The 25,773-nt window shown below is 69.3% G+C and carries 20 protein-coding genes and 1 pseudogene; 13 read left to right on the top strand and 8 right to left on the bottom strand.

Annotated elements, in window-relative coordinates; all coding sequences use genetic code 11:
* Positions 1-4 precede the first annotated feature (4 nt).
* Together ACFY0T_RS07805 and ACFY0T_RS07800 are read left to right on the top strand one after the other, a co-directional pair.
* Positions 5-235: pseudogene (locus ACFY0T_RS07805) on the top strand (DUF2254 domain-containing protein); the annotation flags it as partial.
* Positions 236-359: 124 nt separating this feature from the next.
* Complete coding sequence (locus ACFY0T_RS07800; RefSeq protein ID WP_388865610.1) at positions 360-521, top strand: hypothetical protein; 162 nt, start codon at positions 360-362, stop codon at positions 519-521.
* A 67-nt stretch (positions 522-588) separates the two neighbouring features.
* On the opposite strand, the gene ACFY0T_RS07795 is transcribed toward ACFY0T_RS07800, so the two are convergent.
* The gene (locus tag ACFY0T_RS07795; RefSeq protein ID WP_388865608.1) at positions 589-951 is read right to left on the bottom strand and encodes an ANTAR domain-containing response regulator; all 363 of its coding nucleotides are present in this window, start codon (positions 949-951) and stop codon (positions 589-591) included.
* A gap of 415 nt (positions 952-1,366) precedes the next feature.
* Between ACFY0T_RS07795 and ACFY0T_RS07790 the strand changes: the two genes are divergently transcribed.
* Genes ACFY0T_RS07790 through ACFY0T_RS07765 form a run of 6 tightly spaced genes read left to right on the top strand, consistent with a single transcriptional unit; the run spans position 1,367 to position 10,133 of the window.
* Positions 1,367-3,784 carry a glycosyltransferase gene (locus tag ACFY0T_RS07790; protein WP_388865606.1) on the top strand — a complete coding sequence of 806 codons (2,418 nt, stop codon included), beginning with the start codon at positions 1,367-1,369 and terminating at the stop codon, positions 3,782-3,784.
* On the top strand, positions 3,781-5,310 hold the full coding sequence (locus ACFY0T_RS07785) for an ArnT family glycosyltransferase (RefSeq protein ID WP_388865604.1): 1,530 nt from the start codon (positions 3,781-3,783) through the stop codon (positions 5,308-5,310). Before ACFY0T_RS07790 ends, ACFY0T_RS07785 begins: the two co-directional genes overlap by 4 nt.
* On the top strand, positions 5,307-6,584 hold the full coding sequence (locus ACFY0T_RS07780; protein ID WP_388865602.1) for an alkaline phosphatase family protein: 1,278 nt from the start codon (positions 5,307-5,309) through the stop codon (positions 6,582-6,584). The genes ACFY0T_RS07785 and ACFY0T_RS07780 overlap by 4 nt, the downstream gene beginning before the upstream one ends.
* The gene (locus ACFY0T_RS07775; RefSeq protein ID WP_388865600.1) at positions 6,581-7,570 is read left to right on the top strand and encodes a hypothetical protein; all 990 of its coding nucleotides are present in this window, start codon (positions 6,581-6,583) and stop codon (positions 7,568-7,570) included. Before ACFY0T_RS07780 ends, ACFY0T_RS07775 begins: the two co-directional genes overlap by 4 nt.
* Positions 7,567-8,667, top strand: coding sequence for an endo-1,3-alpha-glucanase family glycosylhydrolase (locus tag ACFY0T_RS07770; protein ID WP_388865598.1), 1,101 nt, complete (start codon positions 7,567-7,569; stop codon positions 8,665-8,667). Before ACFY0T_RS07775 ends, ACFY0T_RS07770 begins: the two co-directional genes overlap by 4 nt.
* Positions 8,664-10,133, top strand: a complete 1,470-nt coding sequence (locus tag ACFY0T_RS07765) for a fibronectin type III domain-containing protein (protein WP_388865596.1) — start codon at positions 8,664-8,666, stop codon at positions 10,131-10,133. The genes ACFY0T_RS07770 and ACFY0T_RS07765 overlap by 4 nt, the downstream gene beginning before the upstream one ends.
* On the opposite strand, the gene ACFY0T_RS07760 is transcribed toward ACFY0T_RS07765, so the two are convergent.
* Positions 10,123-10,572: a MarR family winged helix-turn-helix transcriptional regulator gene (locus tag ACFY0T_RS07760; protein ID WP_388865594.1), complete on the bottom strand. Its 450-nt coding sequence runs from the start codon at positions 10,570-10,572 to the stop codon at positions 10,123-10,125. The genes ACFY0T_RS07765 and ACFY0T_RS07760 overlap by 11 nt on opposite strands.
* 102 nt (positions 10,573-10,674) lie before the next feature.
* Here ACFY0T_RS07760 and ACFY0T_RS07755 point away from each other — a divergent pair, with 102 nt between their 5' ends.
* Entirely contained in the window at positions 10,675-11,583 is a 909-nt protein-coding gene (locus tag ACFY0T_RS07755; protein WP_388865718.1) for an LLM class flavin-dependent oxidoreductase, read from the top strand.
* Here ACFY0T_RS07755 and ACFY0T_RS07750 read toward each other — a convergent pair.
* From ACFY0T_RS07750 to sucC, 3 genes are all read right to left on the bottom strand, one after another.
* Entirely contained in the window at positions 11,573-13,129 is a 1,557-nt protein-coding gene (locus ACFY0T_RS07750; protein ID WP_388865592.1) for an aldehyde dehydrogenase family protein, read from the bottom strand. The genes ACFY0T_RS07755 and ACFY0T_RS07750 overlap by 11 nt on opposite strands.
* 146 nt (positions 13,130-13,275) lie before the next feature.
* A complete protein-coding gene (sucD, locus tag ACFY0T_RS07745) occupies positions 13,276-14,175 on the bottom strand; it encodes a succinate--CoA ligase subunit alpha (RefSeq protein WP_388865590.1) in 900 nt (299 codons plus the stop codon).
* Positions 14,176-14,186: 11 nt separating this feature from the next.
* Positions 14,187-15,317, bottom strand: a complete 1,131-nt coding sequence (sucC, locus tag ACFY0T_RS07740; protein WP_388865588.1) for an ADP-forming succinate--CoA ligase subunit beta — start codon at positions 15,315-15,317, stop codon at positions 14,187-14,189.
* Between the two features lie 165 nt (positions 15,318-15,482).
* Here sucC and frc point away from each other — a divergent pair, with 165 nt between their 5' ends.
* The 4 genes from frc to ACFY0T_RS07720 all read left to right on the top strand — a co-directional run bounded on the left by frc (position 15,483) and on the right by ACFY0T_RS07720 (position 21,783).
* Positions 15,483-16,712, top strand: coding sequence for a formyl-CoA transferase (frc, locus tag ACFY0T_RS07735; protein ID WP_388865586.1), 1,230 nt, complete (start codon positions 15,483-15,485; stop codon positions 16,710-16,712).
* 1 nt (position 16,713) lies between these two features.
* Positions 16,714-18,867 (top strand): acetate--CoA ligase family protein, encoded by a 2,154-nt coding sequence (locus tag ACFY0T_RS07730; RefSeq protein ID WP_388865584.1) that lies wholly within the window; start codon positions 16,714-16,716, stop codon positions 18,865-18,867.
* A gap of 118 nt (positions 18,868-18,985) precedes the next feature.
* Entirely contained in the window at positions 18,986-20,377 is a 1,392-nt protein-coding gene (locus ACFY0T_RS07725) for an OFA family MFS transporter (RefSeq protein WP_388865715.1), read from the top strand.
* Positions 20,377-21,783, top strand: a complete 1,407-nt coding sequence (locus ACFY0T_RS07720; protein WP_388865582.1) for an OFA family MFS transporter — start codon at positions 20,377-20,379, stop codon at positions 21,781-21,783. Before ACFY0T_RS07725 ends, ACFY0T_RS07720 begins: the two co-directional genes overlap by 1 nt.
* Positions 21,784-21,854: 71 nt before the next feature.
* Here the strand turns inward: ACFY0T_RS07720 and ACFY0T_RS07715 are convergent, their stop codons facing one another.
* The 3 genes from ACFY0T_RS07715 to eboE form a co-directional block, all read right to left on the bottom strand.
* The gene (locus ACFY0T_RS07715) at positions 21,855-23,021 is read right to left on the bottom strand and encodes a sugar phosphate isomerase/epimerase family protein (RefSeq protein ID WP_388865580.1); all 1,167 of its coding nucleotides are present in this window, start codon (positions 23,019-23,021) and stop codon (positions 21,855-21,857) included.
* Between the two features lie 157 nt (positions 23,022-23,178).
* Complete coding sequence (locus ACFY0T_RS07710) at positions 23,179-24,606, bottom strand: alkaline phosphatase family protein (RefSeq protein WP_388865578.1); 1,428 nt, start codon at positions 24,604-24,606, stop codon at positions 23,179-23,181.
* Positions 24,603-25,772, bottom strand: coding sequence for a metabolite traffic protein EboE (eboE, locus tag ACFY0T_RS07705; RefSeq protein WP_388865576.1), 1,170 nt, complete (start codon positions 25,770-25,772; stop codon positions 24,603-24,605). Before eboE ends, ACFY0T_RS07710 begins: the two co-directional genes overlap by 4 nt.
* Between the last annotated feature and the right edge of the window lies 1 nt (position 25,773).

The following is a 25,773-nucleotide window of genomic DNA, read 5'->3' as shown; positions in this document are numbered from 1 at the left end:
ACCCGTGCTCCTCGCCGTGCACGGAGGTCCCGCTCCTTCCCGGCGCTCCCTGAGCTACACCGTCTCCGTGGGCGTCGAGCGCACCTTTCCCTCGGGTTCAGGCTGCGACAGCTGTCCGACATCGGGCTCCGCGCGCGTGTCGCCTGCCGTGAACGACCCGACCACCGCCGTGCAGACCGTGGACCGCATCGTGCAGCTCCCGGCCGCCGTCTCCGGCCGGCCGCTCGACGCCTCGTTGCACCGCGACCGGCGCGGCCGCGTGCGCCTGGTGCAACTCGTGCCGCGCTGGACCGACTGGTGGATCCAGTGTTCACGGAGATCCGGGGTGCGCGGCGGGCAGCCCGCAGGTCACGCGGCGCATGCTCGCCGGGCTCGACGATCCGCTGCTGGTCGCCCCCGCGGACGGGCAAGAGCCGCTGGTCCGCTGCCGCGAACTGCTCGCGCAGCCCGTGGAGCGGACGGTCCCCGAGGCGGCCGACCGCGCCTTCGCTCTGCGGCCCAACCGACAGGGCATCGGATAGCCGTACGACCACCGGCTGGGCCTCGCACACGGTCGGGTAGCCACAGCCAGGCACTGCGCCCACGCCCTCACGTCAGCGGAAACGCCCCCAGATCCACCCCGCCCCCCTTCGCGAAGTCCGCCGCCACCGCCCGCACCTTGCGGTGCTGTTCGCGGGAGAGGGCGACCAGCATCCGGAAGGCGGTCGCCTCGTCGCAGCCGCGGCGAGCCATCAGGATGCCCTTGGCGCGTTCGATCAGGGCGCGGCCCTCAAGGGCGTCCTTGAGCTGACGGTTCTCGGTTCTCAGCGCCTCCAGGTCGTCGATCATGTCCAGGACCGCGCGCATCGCGTCCATGAGCGTGAGTGCGTGGTCCCGCCGTGAGGGGGGTGGCGCGCCCCCGGGCGCGTCGGCGGGGGCTTCCGGCATGGGTGCTGATCCGTCGGAAGTCATGCGGGCCATGGTTGTCGCGAAATCCCGGCGCCACCAGAGTTTCCGTGGAGAATGCGCAGACTTTCACCTCGATGTAATAGATGCGTAGATCTGGCTACGTCTGGCCGGGACAGGTGAGGCGGGAAGCGACTCAAGGTGCAGTATGCGATCAACTCCGGTTAACAGCAGGCAAATTACCATCGGATACAAGCCGAATGCCGGGCGAATCACGCACGCCCGCTGCTAGCCTCTGGCTTCCGCTCCTGACCGTGGAGCCCGGTACCTTTCCGTACCACTGGCACGTCCCGTACCGCCCCGCGCCGCGTCGAGACCGTACGCCGCGAGGGTCACCGCTCGCTCCTCCGCCCGTGTCCTCGGGCGGCTTCGGTGTCCGTCGCGCTGCACCGCCGACGGGCACGCGTTCTGGGGGGACTCCATGGCGCACGTCATCAATTCCCGTACGGATGCCCGCGAGGGGGACCGTACGGATCACCCCGGTGTCCAGGATCTCGGCGGGGGCGGCGACGGCGCCGCGCCCCGGCTGACCGTCCTGGTGCCCACGCGCAATGAGCAGGAAAGCGTTCCACTGCTCCTCGACCGGCTCGCTCCCGCGGTCGCACCGCTCGGCGCGGAGATCCTGTTCGTGGACGACAGCGACGACGGCACGGTCAAGGAACTCGCGGCGCTCGCGCCCGGCAGCCGCATACCCATCCGTGTGCTGCACCGTCCGCCAGGTGTGCGCGGCGGCGGTCTGTCGGGCGCGGTGGTGGCCGGCGCCCGGGTCGCGCGCGGCGACTGGGTCCTCGTCATGGACGGGGATCTGCAGCATCCGCCGGGGGCCGCGGCGCTGCTGGCCAGGACAGCGATGCGGGAGGGCGTCGACATCGCCGTCGGAACCCGGTACGCCGGTACCGGTCAGCCCGAGGGGCTCGCGGGCGCCGGACGCCAGGCGACCTCGTCGACCGCGACGCGCCTGGTCAAGGCCGCGTTCCCGCGTCGGCTCGCCACCGTCAGCGATCCGCTCAGCGGGCTCTTCGCCTTTCGCAAGGACGCGATCGACACCGATCTGCTGCGTCCCGTCGGCTTCAAGATCCTGCTGGAGATCCTGGTACGGCACCCGGCGGCCCGGGTCGCCGAGGTCGCGTACACCTTCGCGCCCCGCGAGGCGGGCCGCTCGAAGGCCTCGCTCCGGGAGGGGATCGCGTTCGTACGGCATGTCGGGCGGCTGCGTCGCGGAGTGGCGGGCGGGCAGCGGCAGCTGCTGCGGATGATCGCGTTCGGAGCGGTCGGGCTGTCCGGGGTCGCGGTGAACACGGCCGCGCTGTGGCTCTTCTTCGATCTGCTCGGCGTCCATCATCTGGTCGGCGCGGCTCTCGCCACCCAGTTCTCGACCGCCTGGAACTTCGTCCTCACCGACGCCGCCGTGTACCGCAAGGGACAGCGGCAGGGCACTTGGTATGGGCGTGCCGGAAGGTTCTTCGCGATGAACAACCTGCTGCTCGTCGCCCGGCTGCCGCTGCTGCAGTGGCTGGTGGTGGCCGGCATGGGCGTGCTCACCGCCAACGCCTTCACGCTCGTCCTCCTCTTCCTGCTCCGCTTCGTGGTCAGCGACCGCCTGATCTATCGGGGAGGCGAGCAGAAGGTCCAACGGCGTGACCCCGTAAGGATGTTGGTGGACTCCGACGCGGAAAGCGCCGAAGCGCCCAGCCGCAAACGGTCCGTGTACCTCCCCTATCGGTACGACGTGGCCGGCACCGTCACCATTGGATCCCAAATCCGGCTGCCCGAGCTGGAGTTCTTCCGCGCCCAGTGGATCCCGGACGCGGAGGTCGACATCGCGATACGGGTCGGTGACGTCGGCCGGCGCAGGCCGCGCCGCCGGGCAGCCCTCACCGAGGATCGCGGCGAGTCGGCAGCGCTGCGGTACGAGGAGCACCTGGGCCGCTTCGGCGCCAACTTCCGCGTACGCCTCGGGCCGCCGATCACCGTGGAGGTCGGTCCGCTCCTCGCCCGCTCCCCCCACGTCGTGTACACCAACGTCGTCGAGGCGTTGCTCCGCTTCGTACTGATCTCGCGCGGGCGGATGCTGCTGCACTCGGCCTGTGTCGAACTCGACGGACACGGCGTGATGTTGTCCGCACTGACCGACACCGGCAAGACCGCGACCGTACTGCGGCTGCTGCGCGAGCACGGCGGACGCTTCCTGTCGGACGACATGACCGTGGTGGACGCCAGCGGGCGGGCCGTCTGCTTCCCGAAGCCGCTCACCATCAGCGCGCACACGCTGCGCGCCGTGCATGCCGAGGACCTGACGAAGAAGGAGTGGCGACGGCTCAACCTCCAGTCTCGCCTGCACTCCAAGGGTGGCCGGTCGATCGCGCTGATGCTGGCCCGCTTCAATCTGCCGATCATGGGCATCAACGCGATCACGCAGATCCTGGTGCCGCCGCCGAAGTACAGCGTCGACCGGCTCGTGCCCTGCCGGCTCGGATCGAGCGTCGAGGTGAAGGACCTGTTCGTCATCGAGCGCGGGGCGCCGTCCCTGTACGACCTCGACGGTGCCGAGGCGTTGGAGCGGATGCTCGTCAACACCGAGGACGCGTACGGTTTTCCGCCGTACCGCTATCTCGCGCCCGCGCTGCGCATCGGCAGCCTCGACCACGCCGAACTGCGCGCCCGTGAGCGGGAGATCCTCGCCGGGTTCCTCTCCGGAGTGCGCACCCGGGTCCTCGCCTCGGACTGCTTCGGCTGGGCAGACGAGATACCGCGGCTGCTGGCCGGGGAGCGGCACACGTCGCGTACGGCTGCCGAGGCCTGGCCCCGGTGGGGGCTGCTGCCCGGCGCCGCCGCATGACTGAACGGTTCGTGCTCCCTTCGGGAGCGCCCCGCACCACCCCGGTGCCGGCCCCCTCCGGCGCCGGGGTCTCACTGCGCCGCGCCGCGCCCCTGGTCGTGGTGCTGCTCGTCGCCGCGTTTCTGCGCCTGTATCGGCTGACAGACACCGGGTTCAACAGTGACGAGGCGGTGTACGCCGGCACGTCGGCCTCGCTCGCCGGGGACAGCCAACTCGGTTCGCTCTTCCCGGTGTTCAGGGCGCATCCCGTGCTCTTCCAGTCGCTGGTCTCGCTGGCACTGCGGGTCCACGAGAGCGACTGGACGGCGCGCGCGGTCCCTGCGCTGCTCGGCGTGGCGACGGTCGCGCTGACGTACGGACTGGGCCGCAGACTGTACGGGCGGCGGGCCGCGCTCGTCGGGGCGCTACTGCTGGCCGTGATGCCGTACCACGTCGTGGTGAGCCGCCAGGTGCTGCTCGACGCGCCGATGACGCTGTGCGCGACCGGGACGCTGTACTGCGTCGTGCGGTACGCCGAATCGCCCGCGCCGCGCTGGCTGTTGGCGGCGGGCGGCATGCTCGGGCTCACCGTCCTCGCCAAGGAGACGTCGATCGTCTTCCTTGGTTCGCTGTACGCCTTCTTCGCGCTGACCCCGGCCGTGCGCACCCGCTGGCGGCATCTGCTGCCCGCGCTCGGCGCGATCGCGGTGGTGGCGGTGGCCCATCCGCTGTCGCAGGCGTTGTCCGGGCACTCGAAGGCGGGCGGGAACTATCTGCTGTGGCAGATGTTCCGGCGCGCCAACCACCCCTACTCCTTCTACGCGCACGAAGTCCGCTGGGCCGTCGGCCCGTTGGCGGTCCTGGCCGCCCTCGCCGGGCTGGTGTGGCTACGGAGGGAGAACACCTGGCGGGAGCGGCTGCTGGTGTGCTGGGTGGCCGTGCCCGCACTGTTCTTCACGGTGTGGCCGGTGAAGGGCTTCCAGTATCTGCTGCCCGCCGCTCCCGTGTTCGCGGTCCTGGCGGGACGCACGCTGACCTCGTTCCCGCGCGTGCTGCGAGCGCAGCGGATCGCGGCGGCGGCCGCCATCTGCCTGGTGGTCGTCTCCCTGGCCGTTCCGTCCTGGCTGCGGACTGCGCCGCAGACCGGCACCCGGTTTCTGGCCGGGACCGGCGGGCTGCCCGGCGGGCGGGAGGCGGGACTGTGGGTACGTACGAACGCACCCGAGGGGGCACGGCTGCTGGCCATCGGCCCTTCGATGGCCAATGTGGTGCAGTACTACGGGCTGCGGCCCGTCTCCGCGCTGTCCGTCTCGCCCGATCCGGCGCGCCGCAACCCCAGCTACCGCGCCGTCGAGAACCCGGACCGCGCCCTGCGGGACGGCCGCTTCCAGTACCTGGTGTGGGACGCGTACACCGCCCGTCGTACGCGCTTCTTCACCGCCAAGTTGCAGGAACTGGTGGGGCGTTATCACGGGGACGCGGTGTTCACGGCGCGGAACGCGGACGGGGTGCGGGTCGTGGTCGTCTACCGGGTGAGGGCGTCATGAATTCCCGGTTGAGGGTGGTGTTCGTCGCGGTGATCCTCCTGCTGCTCGCGGGAAGCGGCACCGCTTCGGCATCAACTCCGAGTCCTCGTACGCCGATTGAGCACTTCGTCTACCTCATGCAGGGCGACCGCACCTTCGACCACTACTTCGGTACGTATCCCGGAGCCGACGGGCTGCCGCCGCGGGCCCGCCAGGCGATCGATCTGAAGCATCCGGACGACGGTCTGGTCGCGCCATATCCGCTGCACGACGCCACACCCGTGTCGCCGGGTGCCGGGCCCCTATTGGTCCAACAGCAGTACAACCGCGGGCGGATGGACTCCTTCGTCGCCGCCTTCAAGCGGCAGGGCCGGGACGGGCGCGTGGCGATGGGCCACTACGACCGCCGGGACCTGCCCTTCTACTGGAACGCGGCGGACCGCTACGCACTCTTCGACCACTTCTTCGCGTCTTCCCTCGACGGCACCCGCGCCAACCGCGCCCACTGGGTGACCGGCGGCCCCGACCTCGACCGGCCGACCGTCTTCGACCGGCTCGAAGAGGCGGGAGTCAGCTGGAAGTTCTACGTTCAGAACTACGACCCGAAGCAGACCTACCGCACCACCTCCCCCACCGACCCGGCCACCCAGACCGTACGCGTACCGCTCCTCGACATCCCGCGCTTCGTCGACGACCCCAAACTCAACTCCCACATCGCCGATCTCAGCGAGTACTACCGGGACGTGGAGCGCGGAACACTGCCCGCCGTCGCGTACATCGCTTCGTCCGGCGCGGGCGAGCGCTCCGCGCACTCCATCCCGGCGGGACAGCGGCTGGTACGGGAGCTGACATCACAGCTGATGGTCAGTCAGTACTGGAGCTCATCGGCGTTGTTGTGGTCCTACGACGGGTCCGGCGGCTGGTACGACCATGTGAAGCCGCCTGCCGGGCGCGGGCTGCGGGTGCCCGCGCTGCTGGTCAGTCCGTACGTGGCACGCGGCGAGGTGCAGCACGGTCAGTACGAGGCGGCCAGCGCGCTGCGGTTCGTGGAGGAGAACTGGGGGCTGCGCAAGCTCGGCGGACGGACCACCGAAGTGCGCAGCCTGGCCGACGCCTTCGACTTCGGGGCGCCACCGCGGCAGGCCGAACTCATCCCCGACGACGTCCGGGAGGCGGCGTTTCCTGTGGCCCATAGGCCCTCGCCTCTGCCTGCGTACGCGGTGTACGGCGGAGCCTGCGCCGTGGTCGCGCTGCTGTTGTGGGGGGCGGTGCGGCCCACATGGCGTATGTCATGAGGTGGTTGGCGCTCTTCGCGATGGTCGTCCTGGGTGGTTGTCTGCTGCCGACACCCGCGTTCGCGGCGAGCAAGGTCACCGTCACCGTACGTACTGAGCCTCAACTGGCCGGAGTGCGCTTCGTGTTCGATGGGCGGACGGCCGTCACGGGCGCGAACGGCACGGCACGCTTCACGGGGGCGCACGACTTCGACGGTCACACACTGACAGTCGATGACAGTGAACTCGGCTCCTCCGATGAGGAGTTCAGCTTCTCCCGGTGGGCCGGGCAGCGGGACCCCGACCAGGCCTTCCGGCGCGCGGTGGAGGGGCTGCCGTTGCGCGCGGACTACACGGTGACGGCGGCTTTCACGGCACGCTACCGGGTGACGCTGCGCTGCGTCGACCAGGACGGGAAGGCGGTGCCTCGGGCCCTGGTGCCGAAGGTGACCGTACGCAGTGACACGGGTCGCACGCAGCGGCTGCCGGTGGGCCGTCCGGTCTGGCTGGACGGCTTGCGGCCCGTGTACCGCAAGAGCGTGCTGACCTCGCGGCGAGTCGGTTACGTGCTGCTGTCGGCCGACGCGTACGGCACCAACACCGTGGACGCCGGCCGGCAGCGGTTCCGGCCCGCCGAGGTGCGGGAGGTCACCTTCACGACACCCTTCCACGATCTGACCGTCTCGGCGCGGGACGCCGTATTCGGTTCGGCCGCCGGGAGCACCGCGCGGGTGACGCTGCCGGACGGATCCGTGCGCGCCATCCCATTCGGCGACGACCGGACGGCGACACTGCGCGATCTGCCGCACGGGCAGTACGAGGTGGAGGTGACCGGCGGCAACGGGCTGCGGGCCGCGCAGCAGATCCGTCTCTCACGGACCCGGTCCGTGGATGTACGGGTGGTCAGCAGGGCCGATCTGGCCCTGGCGGCCGGGATGTTGGCGACGGTGGCACTTGGTCTGCTCCTGGTGGGGCGGAGGCTGCGCAGACGGCGGGGTGGGGTATGAGACGAGCGGCGCTGGTGATGGTCCTGGCCTTGGTGGCGGCCGGGCTGCTGCCGTTGCCCGCGCCCGCGGCGGAGCCCCGGGCGCCGCTCCTCGCCTACTACTACCAGTGGTTCGAACGCTCCTCCTGGCAGCGTGCGAAGAGCGACTATCCGCGCCTGGGCCGGTATTCGAGCGACGACGTCTCCGTGATCCGTACGCACATCGCGTGGGCGCGGTCGGCCGGCATCGACGGTTTCGTGGTGAGCTGGAAGTCCAATGCCGTCAACAACCGTCGACTGGAATTGCTGTTGACCGAGGCCAGAGCGCAGGACTTCAACGTGGCGGTGATCTACCAGGGCCTCGACTTCCACCGCCGCCCGCTGGCGACCGCCCGCGTCGCGGCCGACTTCCGGCTGCTGCGCGACCACTACGCGCGGGACCCGGCCTTCTTCCGCATCGACGGCAAGCCGCTCACCGTGTTCAGCGGCACCTGGGAATACTCGACCGCGGACGTCGCGCGGATCACCGGGCCCGTGCGGTCCCGGATGACCGTCCTCGGCACCGAGAAGAATCCGGAGGGCTGCCGCAGGCTGGCGCGGGTCACCGACGGGGACGCGTACTACTGGTCGTCGGTGAACCCCGACACCAATGACCGGCACGAGACGAAACTGCGCGTCATGGCCGAGACCGTGCACCGGGCGAGCGGTTATTGGATGGCGCCGTTCGCGCCGGGTTTCGACGCGCGGAAGGTGGGCGGCACGAAGTCGGTACCGCGCGACGGGGGCCGGACACTGCGCGCCGAGTACGCGGCGGCCGTGGCCTCGGACCCGGACGTGCTCGGGCTGATCAGCTGGAACGAGTTCAGTGAGAACTCGCATGTGGAGCCGTCGGTGGCCCACGGCACGCAGGCCCTCGACGAGCTGCGCCGACTGCGTGGCCTGCCCGCCTCCGCCTCGCCGTCGGTACCGCCCGCAGCGTATGGGGCCGCCCGGCAGCAACCCCTCGGCTACTGGCCGGGTTTGCTGCGGATCCTCGGCTGCACCGCCCTGCTGGTGGGCGCGGTGGCGGGCCTTGCCCGGCTGCGGGGTGTCAGAACGAGAAGGGAGAGAAGAACATGAGCAGAGGTTCGCTGACCAGAAAGACACGCCGCGCCGCGCTGGCCCTCGCACTGGGGGTGGGCGCGGCGCTGTCGTTCACGGCTCCGGCGCAGGCCGATCTCCCGGGCGCTGATCCGCAGTTGGCGCGGGCGCCGTATCTCTCGGACGCCACGACCACCTCGGTCCAGGTGAACTGGGCGACCACGACCCAGAGTCGGGGATCGGTCCGCTACGGCCCGTTGGGCAACTGCACCGCCAACACGGCCACTTCGGCGACGCTCGGCAGCCCGATCACCGTCGGGTCGACCCGCGAGTACGCCAACTCGGTGACAATGACGGGGCTGAGCGCGAGCACCGGCTTCTGCTACCGCGTCTTCACCGCCTCGGGAACCGACCTGCTCGGCTCCCTGGCCACCCCAAGCTTCACCACACCCGATTCGGCCTCCTCGACCGCGCCCTTCACCTTCGCGGTGCTCGGCGACACCGGCGAGACCACGAACAGCGGCGTCAATGACGGCTCGGTGAACGTGAACCAGGCCAACGTGATGAGCCAGATCGCGTCGAGTGGCGCGCGCTTCGTCCTGCAGACCGGCGACAACACCCATCCGGGCACTTCGCAGACGCAGTACGGGGACCTCAACCAGACGGGCCCTGATGTGAGTTCGTGGTTCGGCCCGTCCTACTGGACCCAGCCCGGCATGCGCCTCCCCCTCATCGGCACGGTCGGCAATCACAGCATGACGGCCACCTATCTGTCGGTGTGGAAGCAGTCGGCGCTGACGGCGGCGTCGGGCGGCGTCTTCGCGATGGTCGACTATCCGTCGTACCTCGGCTCGAACGCGATCAGCTATCCGACGACGTACTACGCCTTCACCACCGGCGGCGTCCGCTTCTACGTCCTCGACACGGCGTGGGGGAACTCCAACACCGGCTCCGCGACCGGTGGTTCGTGCGGTGCGCACTGCGCGATCTACGAGCAGGACGCGCACGCCCACTGGCAGAACGGGTCCGCCGAGTACGAGTGGCTGAAGGCCGACCTCGCAGCGCATCCGACCGGACCGAAGTTCGCCTTCTTCCACTTCCCACTGCGCTCGGACAGCGCGAGCGAGCCGAGCGACACCTTCCTCGCGGACGTCGAGCAGACGCTGCTGGACGGCGGCGTCGACCTCGTCTTCAACGGCCACTCGCATCTCTACCAGCGCAACACCGGCGGCCCGGGACGGATCGTCTCTTACGTCACCGGGGGCGGCGGAGCCGATGTGCACTCCGTCGGCGAGAACGGCTGCTCGGCGACCGACGCGTACGGGATCGGCTGGTCCTACAGCCGCAACCGCGGCTCGGCCTGCGGCGCCGCGACCGCTCCGACGGACGACGCACAGGTCTACCACTTCCTGAAGATCACGGTGGACGGCACCTCGGTGACGGTCGCACCGACCAACTCCCTGGGGCTGACCTTCGACGTGCAGACCTACACCGTCACTCCGTGACCCGATCCTCCGCCGCCAGGAGCTGCAGGGACCGTACGAGCGTAGCCGCCGCTTCCTCGTCCAGCGGGGCGAGGAAGCGGCGCTCCATGTCACGGCGCGCCCGCTCGGCGCGGCGCAGGCAGTCCCGGCCCGCGGCGGTCAGCTCCACGATGTTCTTGCGCCGGTCCTGGGGGCTGCGGCGGCGTTCGACCAGGCCGTGGTCCTCCAGGCCGTCGACGAGCGCCACCATCGTGGTGCGGTCGACGCCGAGCCGTCCGGCCGCTTCGACCTGGGACAACGGGTATTCGGCGGAGAACAGTGCCAGCACGGCGAGCTCGTGCCCGTCGATCCCCAAGGGCGCCAGCGCCCCGGCGGACGCCCGGGCCAGCCGTTGTTGGGCGTGCTTGAGGAGGTAGCCCAGCCGGGATTCAAGGGGCGCGGGAGGCTGCTCAGCGGTCACACCCAGACTGTACCCAAGACTGATGGTCAGCGATCCTGATGATTTGTTAGGCTGACGGATGTCAGCGAACAACGCGTGCGCTTCGGCATCAAGACCACCCCCATGCATGTCTCCTACGAGGACATCCGCCGCGTCTGGCTGGAGGCCGACGCCCTGCCCGCGATCCAGGACGCCTGGCTCAGGGATCACCTGCTTCCCCTGCGCGGACCCAAGAGCGGCCATACGTATGAGAGTTGGACCCTGCTCGGCGCCCTCGCCGCGCAGACCGAGCGGCTGCGGCTCGGGCTGCTGGTCACCAGCAACCGCATGCGCCCGCCCGCTGTCCTGGGAAAGATCGCAACGACCGTCGACGTCGTCTCCGGTGGACGGCTCGTCATGGGCATCGGCGTCGGTGGCACACATCAGCCGTCCGGCGCGGGCGGGATCGCCGGGGCGAATCCGGCGATCGCGGAGTACGAGGCGTACGGGCTGACGCTCGTCCCGCCCGGCGAGGGAATCGCCCGGCTCGGGGAGACCGTTGAGATCCTGCGGCGGATGTGGACGGAGGACGCCTTCGACTTCGAGGGGCGCCACTACCGGCTCCGGGGCACGCGGAACGAGCCCAAGCCGGTGCAGCGGCCCGGTCCCCCGCTGCTGATCGGCGGCTGGGGCACCCGACTGTTGCGGCTGGTCGCCGAGCAGGCGGACATCTGGAACATCCCCGGACCGCCGCACAACGGCGTCGAGTTCATCGCCGAGCGCGCCCGCGTGCTGGACGCACACTGCGCGGACATCGGGCGGGATCCGCGGGAGATCACCCGCTCCGTGCAGGTCGTCGTCTCGTACGACGATCCCGGCGCCACCCGCGCGGTGGTCGCCGAGCTCATCGGCATCGGCGTGAACCATGTCGTCCTCACCCTGCCGGCGCCCTATCCGCCGGGCGTCGCACGCTGGTTGGTGGACGAGATCATCGAGCCGGTCGACGGGCGGCGCCCCGATATGGACGCCGCCCGACCTCATCTCACGGCATGAGGTGATAGTCCGGGAAGTTGCCGGGCAGCCGCTCCCCCGCCGGCCCCTGTGTCACGGCACGCACCAGCAGCTCCCCGCCCACGAACGCACCGCGCCACGATGCGCCGAAGCCTCCGAAGAGTTCGTCACGGTCACCGCGGGAACGGGGCTTGCCGTGGCCGACCTTGAACGCGCGGATCTGCGGGGCGAGTCGGTCATAGGTCGCCTCGTCGTCCGTGGAGAGCGTGGCGACGAGCGCGCCGTTCGACGCGTTCATCGCCGCGAGCAGCTCGGCCTCGGTGTCGACCAGGACGATGGTGTCGACCGGGCCGAAGGGTTCCGCGTGGTGCAGCGGTGAGGACGGGGGCGGGTTCAGGAGCGTGACGGGCTGGACGTACGCCGCCGTGTCCTGGCCGGGCAGGAAGCGCGCATCGGACAGCTTGCCGCGGTGCAGCGGGACGGCGCCCCGGTCGATGGCCTCGGCGACCTGGTCGTGCAGTTCCTTGGCCTTGGCCGCGTTGATGACGGGACCGAAGTCCAGGGCGGGGTACGGGTCGTCGGGCTGCTCGACCGCGAGCGGGTGACCGATCCGCAGGGTGCGGACGGCCGGCAGGTACGCGGCGAGGAACTCGTCGAACAGCGACCGCTGGACGACGAAGCGCGGGTAGGCCGTGCAGCGCTGCTTGCCGTAGTCGAAGAGCTTGGGGACGACGGCCGTCAGCGCGTCCCAGTCCGTGAAGTTCCAGATGCCCCAGGTGTTGAGTCCTTCCTGTTCGAGTACATGCCGCTTGCCGAGGTCGGCGACGGCGGTGGCCACCGCGGCGCCCGTGTCGCGGCCGCCGACGAAGGAGACGCAGCCGATCTCGGGGGCGCGGACGAGCGCCTCCGACAACTCGCCGCCGCTGCCGCTGACGAGGGTGACGGGAATCCCTTCGCGCGCGGCGAGCGCGCTGGCCAGGGTGAGGCAGGCGACGCCGCCGTCGGTCGGGGTCTTGGCGATGACCGCATTGCCTGCCAATGCCTGTACCAGCAATGCGTGAACGAGCACGCTCATCGGGTAGTTCCAGCTCGCGATGTTGGACACGGGTCCGTCGAGTGCGGCCCGGCCTTCCACCATGGGCTCGATGCCGTCGACGTACCAGCGCACGCCGTCGATCGCCCGGTCCACGTCGGCCTGCGCGAGCCGCCAGGGCTTGCCGATCTCCCAGACGAGCAGGAGGGCGAGCAGTTCGCGGTGCTCGGTCAGCGCGTCGAGGGTGGCCGCCACGCGGGCGCGGCGTTCTTCCAGGGGCACGTGGCGCCAGGCGCGGTGCTGGTCGAGCGAGGCGCGTACGGCCTGTTGGGCGGTGGCGCGGTCCAGCCGTGGCGGGCCCGCGATGGGGCTTCCGTCGACGGGGCTGGTGGCGGGCAGCGCCCGGCCGTCCGCCTGCCAGGCGGAGTTCCAGAGGTTGAGGACACGGTCGTCCCGGAACGCCTCGGGGGCGACGGCGAGGCAGCGCTGCCAGGCGTCGGTCCAGGACGTGCCGGACTTCACGACGAGGGGGGTGGGGTTGAGGGTGGTTGCCATTCGGTGTCTCCGCTCTCGGTGCACAGTCGGGGGCGGGGGGCCTGGCTTCTGCGCAACCGCAGGATGCGTGGGGCCCGCGCGAACAGGGGTCGCGTACGTAAGGAGGAACGTAGTGAGAGTGTTCTGTTTCTGACAGTCACCCCACATTAACTATGAGTGACGTCACGTTCCGTTTCCAGCTGGGCCAGCACCAGCCGCGCCGTGTCGGTCGGTGTGCCGCCCACGCGCACCCCGACCGCCTCCAGGGCGTTCTTCTTCGCCTGGGCGGTGCCCGACGAGCCGGAGACGATGGCGCCCGCGTGCCCCATCGTTTTGCCTTCGGGCGCGGTGAAGCCTGCGATATAGCCGACGACGGGCTTGGTGATGTGGTCGCGGATGTACGCGGCCGCCCGTTCCTCGGCGTCGCCGCCGATCTCCCCGATGAGAACGATCAGTTCGGTGTCGGGGTCTTCCTGGAAGGCCGCCAGGCAGTCGATGTGGGTAGTGCCGACGACGGGGTCGCCGCCGATGCCCACGCAGGTCGAGAAGCCGATGTCCCGGAGCTCGTACATGAGCTGGTACGTCAGGGTGCCGGACTTGGAGACCAGGCCGATGCGTCCGGGCTTCGTGATGTCGGCGGGGATGATGCCCGCGTTCGACTGGCCGGGCGTGATCAGGCCCGGACAGTTGGGGCCGATGACGCGCGTGCCCTTCTTCGCGGCGTGCGCGTGGAAGGCGACGGAGTCGTGGACCGGGATGCCCTCGGTGATGACGACGGCGAGTCCGATCCGGGCGTCGGCGGCCTCCACAACGGCCGCCTTGGCGAAGGCCGGTGGCACGAAGACCACGCTCACCTCCGCTCCGGTCGCCTCCATGCCTTCGCGCACCGACCCGAAGACGGGCACGGCACGGTCGTCGAAGTCGACGGTCCGCCCGGCCTTGCGCGGGTTGACACCGCCGACGACGTCCGTGCCGGCCGCGAGCATGCGCCGCGTGTGCTTCATGCCCTCGCCGCCGGTCATGCCCTGGACGAGGACCTTGGACTCCTTGGTGAGAAAGATGGCCATGTCCCGCTCCTTCAGCTTGTGTTGGCGAGTTGGGCGGCACGGCGCGCGGCACCGTCCATGGTGGTGGCCTGCTGGACCAGGGGGTGCGCGCGGTCGTCGAGGATGGCGCGGCCGCGGACGGCGTTGTTGCCGTCCAGGCGCACCACCAGCGGCTTGGTCAACTGCACGGCCTCCAGGGCCTGCACAATGCCGTCGGCGACCGCGTCGCAGGCCGTGATGCCGCCGAAGACGTTGACGAAGACGGACCTCACGTCCGGGTCGGAAAGGATCACGGACAGGCCGTCGGCCATGATCTGCGCGGAGGCTCCGCCGCCGATGTCCAGGAAGTTGGCGGGCCGGGCTCCGCAGCCGGCGACCACGTCGAGCGTCGACATGACCAGGCCCGCGCCGTTGCCGATGATGCCGACCTCACCGTCCAGCTTGACGTAGTTGAGACCCTTGGCCGCGGCCGCCGCCTCCAAGGGATCGTCGTGCCCGGCGTCCTCCTCTCCCCAACGCGCCTGCCGGAAGCGGGCGTTGTCGTCGAGGGTGACCTTGCCGTCCAGGGCGAGAATCTGCCCCTGAGCCGTGCGGACGAGGGGGTTCACCTCGACGAGGACGGCGTCCTCACGGGTCAACACCTGCCAGAGCCGAACCAGGACGTCGACCGTCTGCGGGGGCAGACCAGCGGCCTGCGCGATCTCGGACGCCTTCGCCGACGTCACGCCCTCCGCCGGGTCGATGGGGATGCGCGCCACCGCCTCCGGCCTGGCCGCGGCCACCTCCTCGATCTCCATGCCGCCCTCGGTGGAGGCGATCGCGAGGAAGCGTCCGGCGGCGCGGTCGAGGACGTACGAGACGTAGAACTCCTTTTCGATGTCCACAGGCTGAGCCAGCATCACCTCGCGGACCGTGTGGCCCTTGATGTCCATGCCGATGATCCGGCGTGCCGTGAGCTCGGCGGCGGCCGGGTCGGCGGCGAGCTTCACGCCGCCCGCCTTGCCGCGCCCGCCGGTCTTCACCTGGGCCTTGACGACGACGCGGCCACCAAGCCGGCGGGCGATCTCCCGCGCTTCCTTGGGCGAGCCCGTGACCTCGGCCCGCGGCACCAAGATGCCGTGTTCCTCGAAGAGCCCTCGTGCCTGGTGCTCGTACAGGTCCATGATTCGGCTCCTGTCTTAAAAGTGCTGCACGACCCCTGGACATCACCCATCGGATGCGGGATAACAATCTTCATACAGTATCCGTCGACTGTATGCAATGTGCCGGGCATGGCTCACAACCAGCGACGCCAGCGCGCTCAAGGCAACGGACAAGTGAGGTGACCTGTGACGAAGGCTCTCGAAGGCATCCGCGTCCTCGACATGACGCACGTCCAGTCCGGCCCCTCGGCAACCCAACTGCTGGCCTGGCTGGGGGCGGACGTCATCAAGTTGGAGGCGCCGACCGGAGACATCACGCGGGGGCAGCTGCGTGACATCCCAGGCGTCGACTCCCTCTACTTCACGATGCTCAACAGCAACAAGCGGAGCATCACCCTCAACACCAAGACCGAGCGCGGCAAGCAGATCCTCACCGAGCTGATCCGCCGCTCCGACGTCATGGTCGAGAACTTCGGACCGGGCGCGGTCGACCGCATGGGCTTCACCTGGGACCGCATTCGCGAGATCAACCCGCGGATCGTCTACGCCTCCATCAAGGGGTTCGGGGACGGCCCGTACACCAACTTCAAGGCGTACGAGGTTGTCGCGCAGGCCATGGGCGGGTCAATGTCGACCACCGGCTTCGAGGACGGGCCACCGCTGGCGACCGGCGCGCAGATCGGTGACTCGGGCACGGGCATTCACGCCGTGGCGGGGATTCTCGCGGCGCTGTTCCAGCGGGAGAACACCGGGCGTGGTCAGCGGGTCAACGTGGCCATGCAGCATGCTGTGCTCAACCTGTGCCGGGTGAAGCTGCGCGATCAGCAGCGACTGGCACATGGCCCGCTCGCCGAATATCCCAACGAGGACTTCGGCGACGAGGTTCCCAGGTCCGGCAACGCCTCCGGCGGCGGCCAGCCCGGCTGGGCCGTCAAATGCGCACCCGGCGGCCCGAACGACTACGTCTACGTCATCGTGCAGCCCGTCGGCTGGAAACCGATGAGCGAACTCGTCGGACGGCCCGAGCTGGCCGACGACCCCGAATGGGCCACCCCCGAAGCCCGACTGCCCAAGCTCGAGAAGATGTTCCAACTCATCGAGGAGTGGTCGTCCACCCTCCCCAAGTGGGAGGTGCTGGAGAAGCTCAACTCCCACAACATCCCGTGCGGCCCGATCCTGTCCACCAAGGAGATCATCGAGGACGAGTCGCTGGTCGCCAACGAGATGGTCGTGAAAGTGCCGCACCCCGAACGCGGTGAGTTCATGACCGTGGGAAGCCCGCTGAAGCTCTCCGACTCCCCCGTGGATGTGACCAGTTCGCCGCTGCTCGGCGAGCACAACGAAGAGGTCTACATCGGCGAGCTCGGCCTCGGGGACGAAGAGCTGCGCCTGCTCAAGTCGAACGGGGTGATCTGACATGGTGCCCCAGGACCGCGCACTCAGGGTGCGGGCCCTCCTCGACGCCGTACGGGCCGAGGGACGGACCGCGCTCACGGCGCCCGAGGGCAAGGTGATCGCCGACGCGTACGGGATCGCCGTCCCTGGCGAGGAACTGGCGAGAGACACGGACGAGGCGGTGGCCTGCGCGGCGCGCTTCGGCGGGCCCGTCGTAATGAAGATCGTCTCCCCGGACATCCTGCACAAGACCGACGCGGGCGGCGTGGTCGTCGGCGTCGAGGGTGCGTCGGACGTGCGGGCAGCCTTCCGCAAGATCGTCGAGAACGCACGGGAGTACGACCGCCAGGCCCGCATCGAGGGCGTGCAGGTCCAGGAGCTGCTCCCGCAGGGGCAGGAGGTCATCGTCGGCGCGGTGACCGACCCGACGTTCGGGAAGGTCGTGGCCTTCGGGCTCGGCGGTGTGCTCGTCGAGGTGCTCAGGGACGTCACGTTCCGGCTCGCACCCGTGAACGCCAACGAGGCACTGTCGATGCTGGACTCGATCCGCTCGGCGCAGATTCTGCGCGGGGTGCGCGGTGCGCGGCCGGTGGACAGGCGGGCGATCGCCGAGCAGATCCACCGAGTCTCCGAACTCGTCGCGGACTTCCCGGAGATCGCCGAGGTGGACCTCAACCCGGTGATCGCCACCCCGGAAGGTGCCGTCGCGGCGGACATCCGCGTGATCCTCGCGGAACAGGCTCCCACCAAGCGCCGGACGCACACACGGGAGGAGATCCTCACCTCCATGCGTCGGCTGATGCAGCCCTCGTCGATCGCCGTGATCGGCGCCTCCAACGAACAGGGCAAGATCGGCAATGCGGTCTTGCGCAATCTCATCGACGGCGGCTTCTCCGGTGAGATCCATCCGGTGAACCCCAAGGCCGACGACATTCTGGGCCGCAAGGCGTACAGGAGTGTCACGGACATTCCGGGCGAGGTGGACGTGGCGGTGTTCGCCGTCCCCGCCCCGTCCGTGGCCCCACTCCTGGAGGAAGTTGGACGCAAGCACATCCCCAACGCCGTACTGATCCCCTCCGGGTTCGCGGAGAGCGGCCAGCCCGAACTCCAGGACGAGATCGTGGCCATCGGCGAACGGCACGGCATCCGGCTCCTCGGTCCGAACATCTACGGCTACTACTCGACGTGGCACGACGTGTGTGCCACCTTCTGCACGCCGTACGACGTGAAGGGCGGCGTCGCGCTGACCTCGCAGTCCGGTGGCATCGGAATGGCAATCCTGGGCTTCGCGCGCACTACGAAGACGGGCGTTTCGGCGATCGTCGGGCTCGGCAACAAGTCGGACCTGGACGAGGACGACCTGCTCACCTGGTTCGGCGAGGACCCGCACACGGAATGCATCGCGATGCACCTGGAGGACCTCAAGGACGGCCGCGCATTCGTGGACGCGGCCCGCGCCACGGTCCCGAAGAAGCCGGTCGTGGTCCTGAAGGCCGGTCGTACGGCGGCCGGTGCCAAGGCCGCCGGTTCGCACACGGGCGCGCTCGCGGGCGACGACGCCGTCTACGACGACATCCTGAAGCAGGCCGGCGTCATCCGGGCCCCTGGGCTGAACGAAATGCTCGAGTACGCGCGCGCGTTGCCGGTGCTTCCGACCCCCAAGGGCGACAACGTCGTGATCATCACGGGCGCGGGCGGCAGCGGCGTGCTGCTGTCCGACGCGGTGACCGACAACGGCCTCTCCCTGATGGAGATCCCGCCGGACCTGGACACGTCCTTCAGGAAGTTCATCCCGCCCTTCGGGGCCGCGGGCAACCCCGTGGACATCACGGGTGGCGAGCCGCCGTCGACGTACGAGGCGACGATCCGGCTGGGCCTTACGGACCCGCGCGTCCACGCGCTCGTCCTCGGCTACTGGCACACCATCGTGACCCCTCCCATGGTCTTCGCCGAGCTCACCGCGCGCGTGGTGGCCGAGTTCCGCGAGCGCGGGATCGAGAAGCCCGTGGTGGCGTCACTCGCGGGCGACGTCGAGGTCGAGGAGGCCTGCCAGTACCTGTACGAGCGGGGGGTCGTGGCCTACCCGTACACGACCGAGAAGCCGGTGGCCGTACTCGGCGCGAAGTACCGCTGGGCTCGTGCGGCAGGGCTGTTGGGGGGCGGGTTCATGACGTGAGTATGCGCGGGGGCGGTCGACGGTGCGCGTCGGCCGCCCCCGGGACCCGTAAGCGCACGAAAGGCATTTGGCAGGGGGCGCTGACCAGATCTTTCGACGCAAGGGGTGCTTGAGCGATATGACAACCACCGACTACTCAACGTCCGTCCCCTACAGGGAGGTGACGGACGTCAACGGCCGCGTCTACCGCATCGGTGAATCCGATCGGGACATCATGGGGCGACCACGCTGGACCATGGTGCTCTTCCCCTGGATGGGCATGCTGGGCATCAGTTCCTCGGAGTACGCGTTCACCTCGGCCGAGGACACACTGCACGAGGCACATCTCTGGAACAGCGGACACATTTTCTGGCTGATGGGTGTCTGGGTGTTCTTCCAGGCGGCCGTGGCCTTCCCGGCCGGACAACTGCGCGAGAGCGGGAAACTGCCCGCGCGGTACGCCATGATGCTCGGCGCGTTCGGCACGATCTGCGGCTACCTCTCACTGGCGTTCGCGCCGCACGTCATCGTCGCCTACATAGGCTTCGGCATGTTCAGCGGCATCGGAGCCGGCCTCGTCTACGCGACCTGCGTGAACATGGTCGGTAAGTGGTATCCGGAGCGCAAGGGCGGCAAGACCGGCATGGTCAACGGCGGCTTCGCCTATGGCTCGGTGCCCTTCGTCTTCCTGTTCACCTCGTACATGGACCTCAGCAACTACGAGAACGTCCTGGTGATGGTCGGCGTGATCTGCTGCTCCGTCGTCGCGTTCGCCGGCTGGTTCTTCAAGGACCCGCCCAAGGGCTGGTGGCCGGCGCACGCCGATCCGCTGAAGGTCTCGGACGACCCGAGGGTCCGGCGGGCACTGGAGAAGAACCCGCCGGCGGTGAAGCAGTACACCCCGAAGGAGGCTGCCCGAACGCCCGTCCTCTGGATGATGTGGTTCTGTCTCCTGTGCACGGCCGGGATCAACATCTTCGGCATCGCCTTCCAGGTGCCGTTCGGCAAGGACATGGGGTTCGCCGGCGGGATCGTGGCCACGGCGATGTCCCTGAAGGCCATCGTCAACGGCACCGGGCGCGGTGTGATCGGCTGGATCTCCGACAGGTTCGGCCGCCGCAACACGCTGATCATCGTGTGTCTGGTGCTGGGCTCCGCCCAGTTCGGTGTGCTGGTCTCCGGCCAGATGGGCAGCATGCCGTTCTTCCTGTTCTGCTCCATGGTCTCCGGATTCGGTGGCGGCGCGATCTTCCCGCTGTTCGCGGCCATGACGGCGGACTACTTCGGCGAGAACAACAACGCCTCCAACTACGGGATGGTTTACAGCTCGAAGCTGATCTCCGGGCTCGTGGGCTCCGGCATGGGCGCGGTCGTGGTCGGCGCGTGGGACTACGAGGGTGCCTTCGTCATAGCGGGCTCCATCGGTCTGGCGTCGGCGGTTCTCGCCCTGTTCCTCAAAGCCCCGGGCAGGCCGCAGGCCACCCGGCGCATCGTTCCCAACCCGCAACCGCTCGGCGAGGAGATGGCGTAATGACGGCGGAACCCATCGCCGCGAAGAACGCGTCGGACGACCCCGACGCCTCGAAACGCGCATACCGTGAAGTCACCGACTCCCGGGGACGTGTCTACCGGATCGGCGAGACTGACCGGGACATCCTGGGCCACTCACGCAAGTTCATGGTGTACCTGCCATGGATAGCCATGATGGCCATCAGCGTCTTCGAGTACGCGTACGGCTCGGCCGAGGACACCTTGTCCCACGCGCACGGCTGGACGCAGAGCAACACCTTCTGGATCCTGAGCGTCTGGGTCTTCTTCCAGGCCGGCATAGCCTTCCCCGCGGGCTGGTTGCGGGAGAAGGGAATCCTGACGGCCCGCAAGGCCATGTACGTCGGCTCGGTCATGTGCGTGATCGGCTTCCTCGCCCTGTCGCACCTGGGCAACGTCCTCCTGGCCATCCTGGGCTTCGGCGTCATCGGCGGCATGGGCTCCGGCCTGGTGTACGCGACCTGCATCAACATGGTCGGCAAGTGGTTCCCCGAGCGCCGTGGCGCGAAGACGGGATTCGTCAACGGCGGATTCGCGTACGGCTCCCTGCCGTTCATCTTCATCTTCAACTACGCGTTCGACACGGCCAACTACCACCGCGTTCTGGACCTCATCGGCTGCTACGTGATGATCGTGGTGCTGTCCTCCGCGTTCTTCTTCAAGGACCCGCCGAAGAACTGGTGGCCGGCGGACATCGATCCGTTGACGTACGGCGGCACCGAGAAGGGTGCCGCGAGCCTCGCCAAGAACCCTCCCGCGGTGAAGCAGTACACGCCCAAGGAGGCCATCAGGACCGGCATGCTGCCGCTCATGTGGATCGCCCTGGTCATGACTGCGGGTGTGTCGATCTTCGGAATCTCCTTCCAGGTCGACTTCGCCAAGGAGGTGGGCTTCGGCCCGCTGGTGGCGGCCTCGTCGATGGGCGTCATGGCCGTCATCAACGGCATCGGACGGGGAGTGGTGGGCTGGCTGTCCGACACCTGGGGCCGCAAGCAGACCCTGGTGTTCGTCATCGTCGTCCTGGGTCTTGCCCAGTTCGGCGTGATCTGGGCCGGTGACATCCACAGCGAGTCGCTGTTCCTGTTCTTCGCCTTCCTCTCCGGGTTCGGCGGCGGGGCCTTCTACCCGATGTTCGCGGCTCTGACGCCGGACTACTTCGGCGAGAACTACAACGCCACCAACTACGGGCTGGTGTACAGCGGCAAGCTGATCAGCGGCCTGTTCGGTGGCGGGCTCGGCTCCATGGTGGTCGCCGCCTGGGGTTACAACGGCGCCTACGCGCTGGCCGGCGGCATCTCAATGGTGGCGGCGGCGATCGCTCTGCTGCTGAAGCAGCCGGGACGGACCCGGGCGGGCACCTCGGCTCCGCAGCCGCAACCGGTCGGCTGAGGAGGGTAGTCCGGACAACGGGCGGCCCTTCCCACGACACTCGTCGTGGGAAGGGCCGCCCGTTTCGTTTGTCAGGACTGGTGACGCTTTTCGCGGAGGGCCGCGAGATTGTCGTAACCGATCTTCGCGTGCTTCAGCGACTGTCCGGGGTCGGTGGCGCTCGGGGCGTTGTCCTGCTCGACCATCGGGTTGTGGTAGTTCCTGGCACCGACGCGCGTGAAGAACGTGGTGTAGTCGATGACGCCGGTGCCGAACGGCACCATGTCGTATCCCATGCCGTTGGTGGTGTTGACGGTGCCGTCCTTGGCGTGGAAGAGCGGGTAGCGCTTGTTGTGGCAGGCGACGAGCCCCGCGGGATCGAAGACGTTCTCCTGAGGGGAGCCGTCGTGGGCCGTGTACGTGTGGAACTTGTACTGGGCCACGTGCGCCCAGAAGATGTCCATCTCCAGCCAGACCACCTTCGGGTCGGTGATCTTGAGGAAGTACTCCAGCTTGCGGATACCGGAGCTGCGGGTGGGGCGGCCCTGTGCGTCCAGCGGGCCACCGTCGAGCAGGAAGCCGTATGCCGCGTCGTGATTGTGGGTGTACAGCTTGATGCCCTCGCGGCGGGCGATCTCGCCGAGCGCGTTCCACTTGTCGGCGGCCACGTCCCAGTCGGCGCGGTAGGCGCTGCCGGTGGGGTCGCCGCCGGTGCCCATGTGCGCCATGCCGAGGATGTTGGCGATCTCCAGGTGCTTCTTGAAGGTGTCCAGGTCGGACGTGGTGAAGGGCCAGGACGGCGGTATGAAGCCGTGGTTGCCCTGCGCCCGCAGCCCGGACTCGTCGAGCCAGGAGCGCAGCAGCTTGGCGCCCTCGACCGACTCCAGGCTCGCGCCGCCCGGCGCATTGGCGTGCTGCCCGTATCCGGCGAACTCGACCTGCCGGTAGCCGAAGCGCGAGAGCTGCTCGAAGACCTCGCGGAACCCGGAGGGCAGATCGCTGGCGAGCGGGTCGCGGCCTGTCGCGTCCCTGACGGTGTAGAGGATGATGCCGCGCCTGTTCGGAGGGACGAGGACGTCGCCTCCGCGGTCCTGGCCCCCGTCGCCGTCCTGGGCCAGGGCGGGGGAGGCGCCGAAGACGGGTGCGGCGATCGCCGCGGTCGCGGCGGCGGTGCAGGTGCTGAGGAAGCGGCGGCGGCTGACGCCGAGGGTGCGACGCAGGGCTTCGCCGGTTCTGGATTCGTCGTTGAACGCGGTCACGGCTTCTCTCTTTCGGGTCGGTGTTCAGCGCTGGCGGATGCCGGACGGTCTGCTGCTTGTACGCAGGTCAGACGCGTACAGGTCACGCTGCGAGACGCGTTGTCAGTGGCGCGTGCTTCACTTTCTGTAGTCGCTCGTCACGGCTTGTCAGGCCTCGTCAGGTGAGGCCGGCCAGGTCGAGCAGCAGGGATTTCACTTCGGTGGCCGCGACGCGGCCGGTGACTGCGCGGGGGGTGGAGCAGATGATGAGCGGACCTTCGTCGTCGCTCAGGGGAAGGCGGCCGTGGCTGCCGCGAATAGGTGAGGGGTCCAGGGGCACGACCGCCATGCGGTAGCGCATGCCGAGCTTCTTGCGGGCCAGAGCCGTGGCCGCCTTCACCTTGACGTAGGGGTCGAGGGGATCCATGAAGAGCTCGACCGGGTCGTAGCCGGGTTTGCGGTGGATCTCGACGAGCTGCGCGAAGTCGGGCGCGTGGGCGTCGTCGAGCCAGTAGTAGTACGTGAACCAGGCGTCCGGCTCCGCGACGGCGACGAGTTCGCCGGAACGTGGATGGTCGAGGTGATGGGTCTTCTTGCCTTCGTCGTCGAGGAGTTGCTCGATGCCGGGCAGGTCGGCGAGCGCTGCCTTCGTGGCCTCCAAGTCCTCTGGACGTGGCACATAGACGTGGGCGATCTGGTGGTCGGCGACCGCGAAGGCACGGGAGGCCATCGGGTCGAGGTACTCCATGCCGTCCTGCGTGTGCACTTCGAGGAGTCCGGCGCGGCGCAGGGCGCGGTTGATGTCGATGGGGCGGTCCGCGCGGGTGATGCCGTACTCGGAGAGCGCGACGACGCTGCGGCCTTCGGCCTTGGCGTCGTCGAGGAGGGGAGCCATGGCCGCATCCAGGTCCGCGGCCGCCTGGAGGGAGCGCGGGTCGTCGGGGCCGAAGCGCTGCAGGTCGTAGTCGAGGTGGGGGAGGTAGCAGAGAGTCAGGTCCGGCCGGCGGGTGCGGTTGATGTGGCGGGTCGCGTCGATGATCCACCGGCTGGAGACGAGGTCGGCGCCGGGACCCCAGAAGTGGAAGAGGGGGAACGTGCCGAACTGGTCGGTGAGTTCGTCGTGCAGGGCCGGGGGCCGGGTGTAGCAGTCGGGTTCCTTGCGGCCATCGGCGTAGTAGACGGGACGGGGAGTGACGGTGATGTCGGTGTCAGCGCCCATGGCGTACCACCAGCAGATATTGGCGACCGTGTAGCCGGGGCGCGCGCGCCGGGCGGCGTCCCACAGCTTGTCGCCGGACACCAGGCCGTTGTGCTGACGCCACAGGAGTACGTCGCCGAGCTCGCGGAAGTACCAGCCGTTGCCGACGATGCCGTGTTCGGAGGGGTGGGTGCCGGTGAGGAAGGTGGACTGGGCGGCGCAGGTGACGGCGGGCAGGACAGTACCCAGGGGCGCCTGGGAGCCGGACTGTCCCAGGGCCTTGAGGTGCGGCATGTGGTCGAGGAGACGGGGGGTGAGGCCTACGACGTCCAGGACGAGGAGAGGGGTGGGACGGGGGTGCTCGTCGAGGCGCTCGGGCTGAGGTGTCGGTGCCGGAGGTTGGTTCACGGCAGCTCCTTGAGGCCGAGGTCCGTCAACAGGTCGCGGGCGAGGGCGAGTTCGGCGGCGGTGCCGTCGGCGAGGTGGGCGCGGGCGCGGGGGCGCAGCTCCGGCGGGAGGGCCTGCCAGGTGTAGGTCTCGACCTCCAGATGGCGGGTGAGCGGGTGCGGGCCGCCGACGAGGTGGGCGAGCGCGGCCTGGAGTACGGGGAGTGTGGAGGTGAGAGGCGCGGCGGGGGCCGCGTGCAGCGGGACGTGGAAGTGGGCGCGCCATGGCGAGGCGTCGGGCAGGGCGTCGCCCGTCAGGGCCTCGCCGAGGTCGTCGGTGCCGCGCAGGCCGGCGGATGTCCGGGTGCGGGTCTGGTGCAGGAAGCGGGGTTCGTCGAAGGCGGCGAGGGCGGTGCGGACTTCGGGGAGATGGGGGTGTTCGGCGTGCAGGGCGGCCGAGAGCTGCGACTTCACGACAGGGACGCGGGCTTGGGTGAGCGCGTCCAGAGCGGTGTGCGGGTCTTCGAAGGAGGTGGCGAGGTGACAGGTGTCCACGCAGATGCCGATGCGGTCGTGGCCGATCGCGGTGAGCGGGGTGAGGGCGTCGGTGGTGGTCTCGACGGTGCAGCCGGGTTCGGGTTCCAGGCCGACGCGGATGGAGCGGCCGGTGAGGTCGTGCAGGGCGTCGAGGCGTTGGGCGAGCGTGCTCAGCGCGGTGAGGGCGGTCGCCGCCCGCTCGTCGTCGTACGCGGTGCGCCAGGCGAGGGGCAGTGTGGAGATGCTGCCTTCGGTGACGTCGTCGGGAAGGAGCTGGGCGAGGACGCGGGCCAGGGAGGTCGTGTGGTCGAGCCGCTCCGGGTCGGCCCAGTCGGGCTTGTAGACGCGGTACTTGACCTCTTCGGCGCCGAAGCCCTCGTACGGGAAGCCGTTGAGGGTGACCACTTCCAGGCCGCGGCGGTCGAGTTCGGAGCGCAGGCCGCGCAGCGCGGACGGGTCGGTGACCAGCGTGTGGGCAGCGTCCTTGGCGAGCCACAGGCCAATGCCCAGGCGGTCGCGGCCCAGACGGCGGCGGACGGGTTCGCAGTGGTCGCGGAGCTGGGCGAGGACGCCGTCGAGGGTCTCGGCCGGGTGGACGTTGGTGCAGTAGGCGAGGTGGACGGTGGAGCCGTCGGGGTGCCGGAAGCGCATC

Origin of the sequence: Streptomyces sp. NPDC001530 (assembly GCF_042894545.1) — a bacterium.
Classification (GTDB): Bacteria; Actinomycetota; Actinomycetes; order Streptomycetales; family Streptomycetaceae; genus Streptomyces.
The sequence above is the reverse complement of the archived record's forward strand: the minus strand, read 5'-3'. Positions and strand labels throughout refer to the sequence as shown.

Bases quoted from the DNA above. Each gene is read 5' to 3' on its own strand.
- ACFY0T_RS07765 (WP_388865596.1), top strand. From the start codon at position 8,664: ATGAGCAGAGGTTCGCTGACCAGAAAGACACGCCGCGCCGCGCTGGCC.
- eboE (WP_388865576.1), bottom strand. From the start codon at position 25,772: ATGCGCTTCCGGCACCCCGACGGCTCCACCGTCCACCTCGCCTACTGC.
- ACFY0T_RS07720 (WP_388865582.1), top strand. From the start codon at position 20,377: ATGACGGCGGAACCCATCGCCGCGAAGAACGCGTCGGACGACCCCGAC.
- ACFY0T_RS07790 (WP_388865606.1), top strand. From the start codon at position 1,367: ATGGCGCACGTCATCAATTCCCGTACGGATGCCCGCGAGGGGGACCGT.
- ACFY0T_RS07730 (WP_388865584.1), top strand. From the start codon at position 16,714: ATGGTGCCCCAGGACCGCGCACTCAGGGTGCGGGCCCTCCTCGACGCC.
- ACFY0T_RS07770 (WP_388865598.1), top strand. From the start codon at position 7,567: ATGAGACGAGCGGCGCTGGTGATGGTCCTGGCCTTGGTGGCGGCCGGG.
- ACFY0T_RS07755 (WP_388865718.1), top strand. From the start codon at position 10,675: ATGCATGTCTCCTACGAGGACATCCGCCGCGTCTGGCTGGAGGCCGAC.
- sucC (WP_388865588.1), bottom strand. From the start codon at position 15,317: ATGGACCTGTACGAGCACCAGGCACGAGGGCTCTTCGAGGAACACGGC.
- ACFY0T_RS07785 (WP_388865604.1), top strand. From the start codon at position 3,781: ATGACTGAACGGTTCGTGCTCCCTTCGGGAGCGCCCCGCACCACCCCG.
- sucD (WP_388865590.1), bottom strand. From the start codon at position 14,175: ATGGCCATCTTTCTCACCAAGGAGTCCAAGGTCCTCGTCCAGGGCATG.
- ACFY0T_RS07775 (WP_388865600.1), top strand. From the start codon at position 6,581: ATGAGGTGGTTGGCGCTCTTCGCGATGGTCGTCCTGGGTGGTTGTCTG.
- ACFY0T_RS07780 (WP_388865602.1), top strand. From the start codon at position 5,307: ATGAATTCCCGGTTGAGGGTGGTGTTCGTCGCGGTGATCCTCCTGCTG.
- ACFY0T_RS07795 (WP_388865608.1), bottom strand. From the start codon at position 951: ATGACTTCCGACGGATCAGCACCCATGCCGGAAGCCCCCGCCGACGCG.
- ACFY0T_RS07800 (WP_388865610.1), top strand. From the start codon at position 360: ATGCTCGCCGGGCTCGACGATCCGCTGCTGGTCGCCCCCGCGGACGGG.
- ACFY0T_RS07725 (WP_388865715.1), top strand. From the start codon at position 18,986: ATGACAACCACCGACTACTCAACGTCCGTCCCCTACAGGGAGGTGACG.
- ACFY0T_RS07750 (WP_388865592.1), bottom strand. From the start codon at position 13,129: ATGGCAACCACCCTCAACCCCACCCCCCTCGTCGTGAAGTCCGGCACG.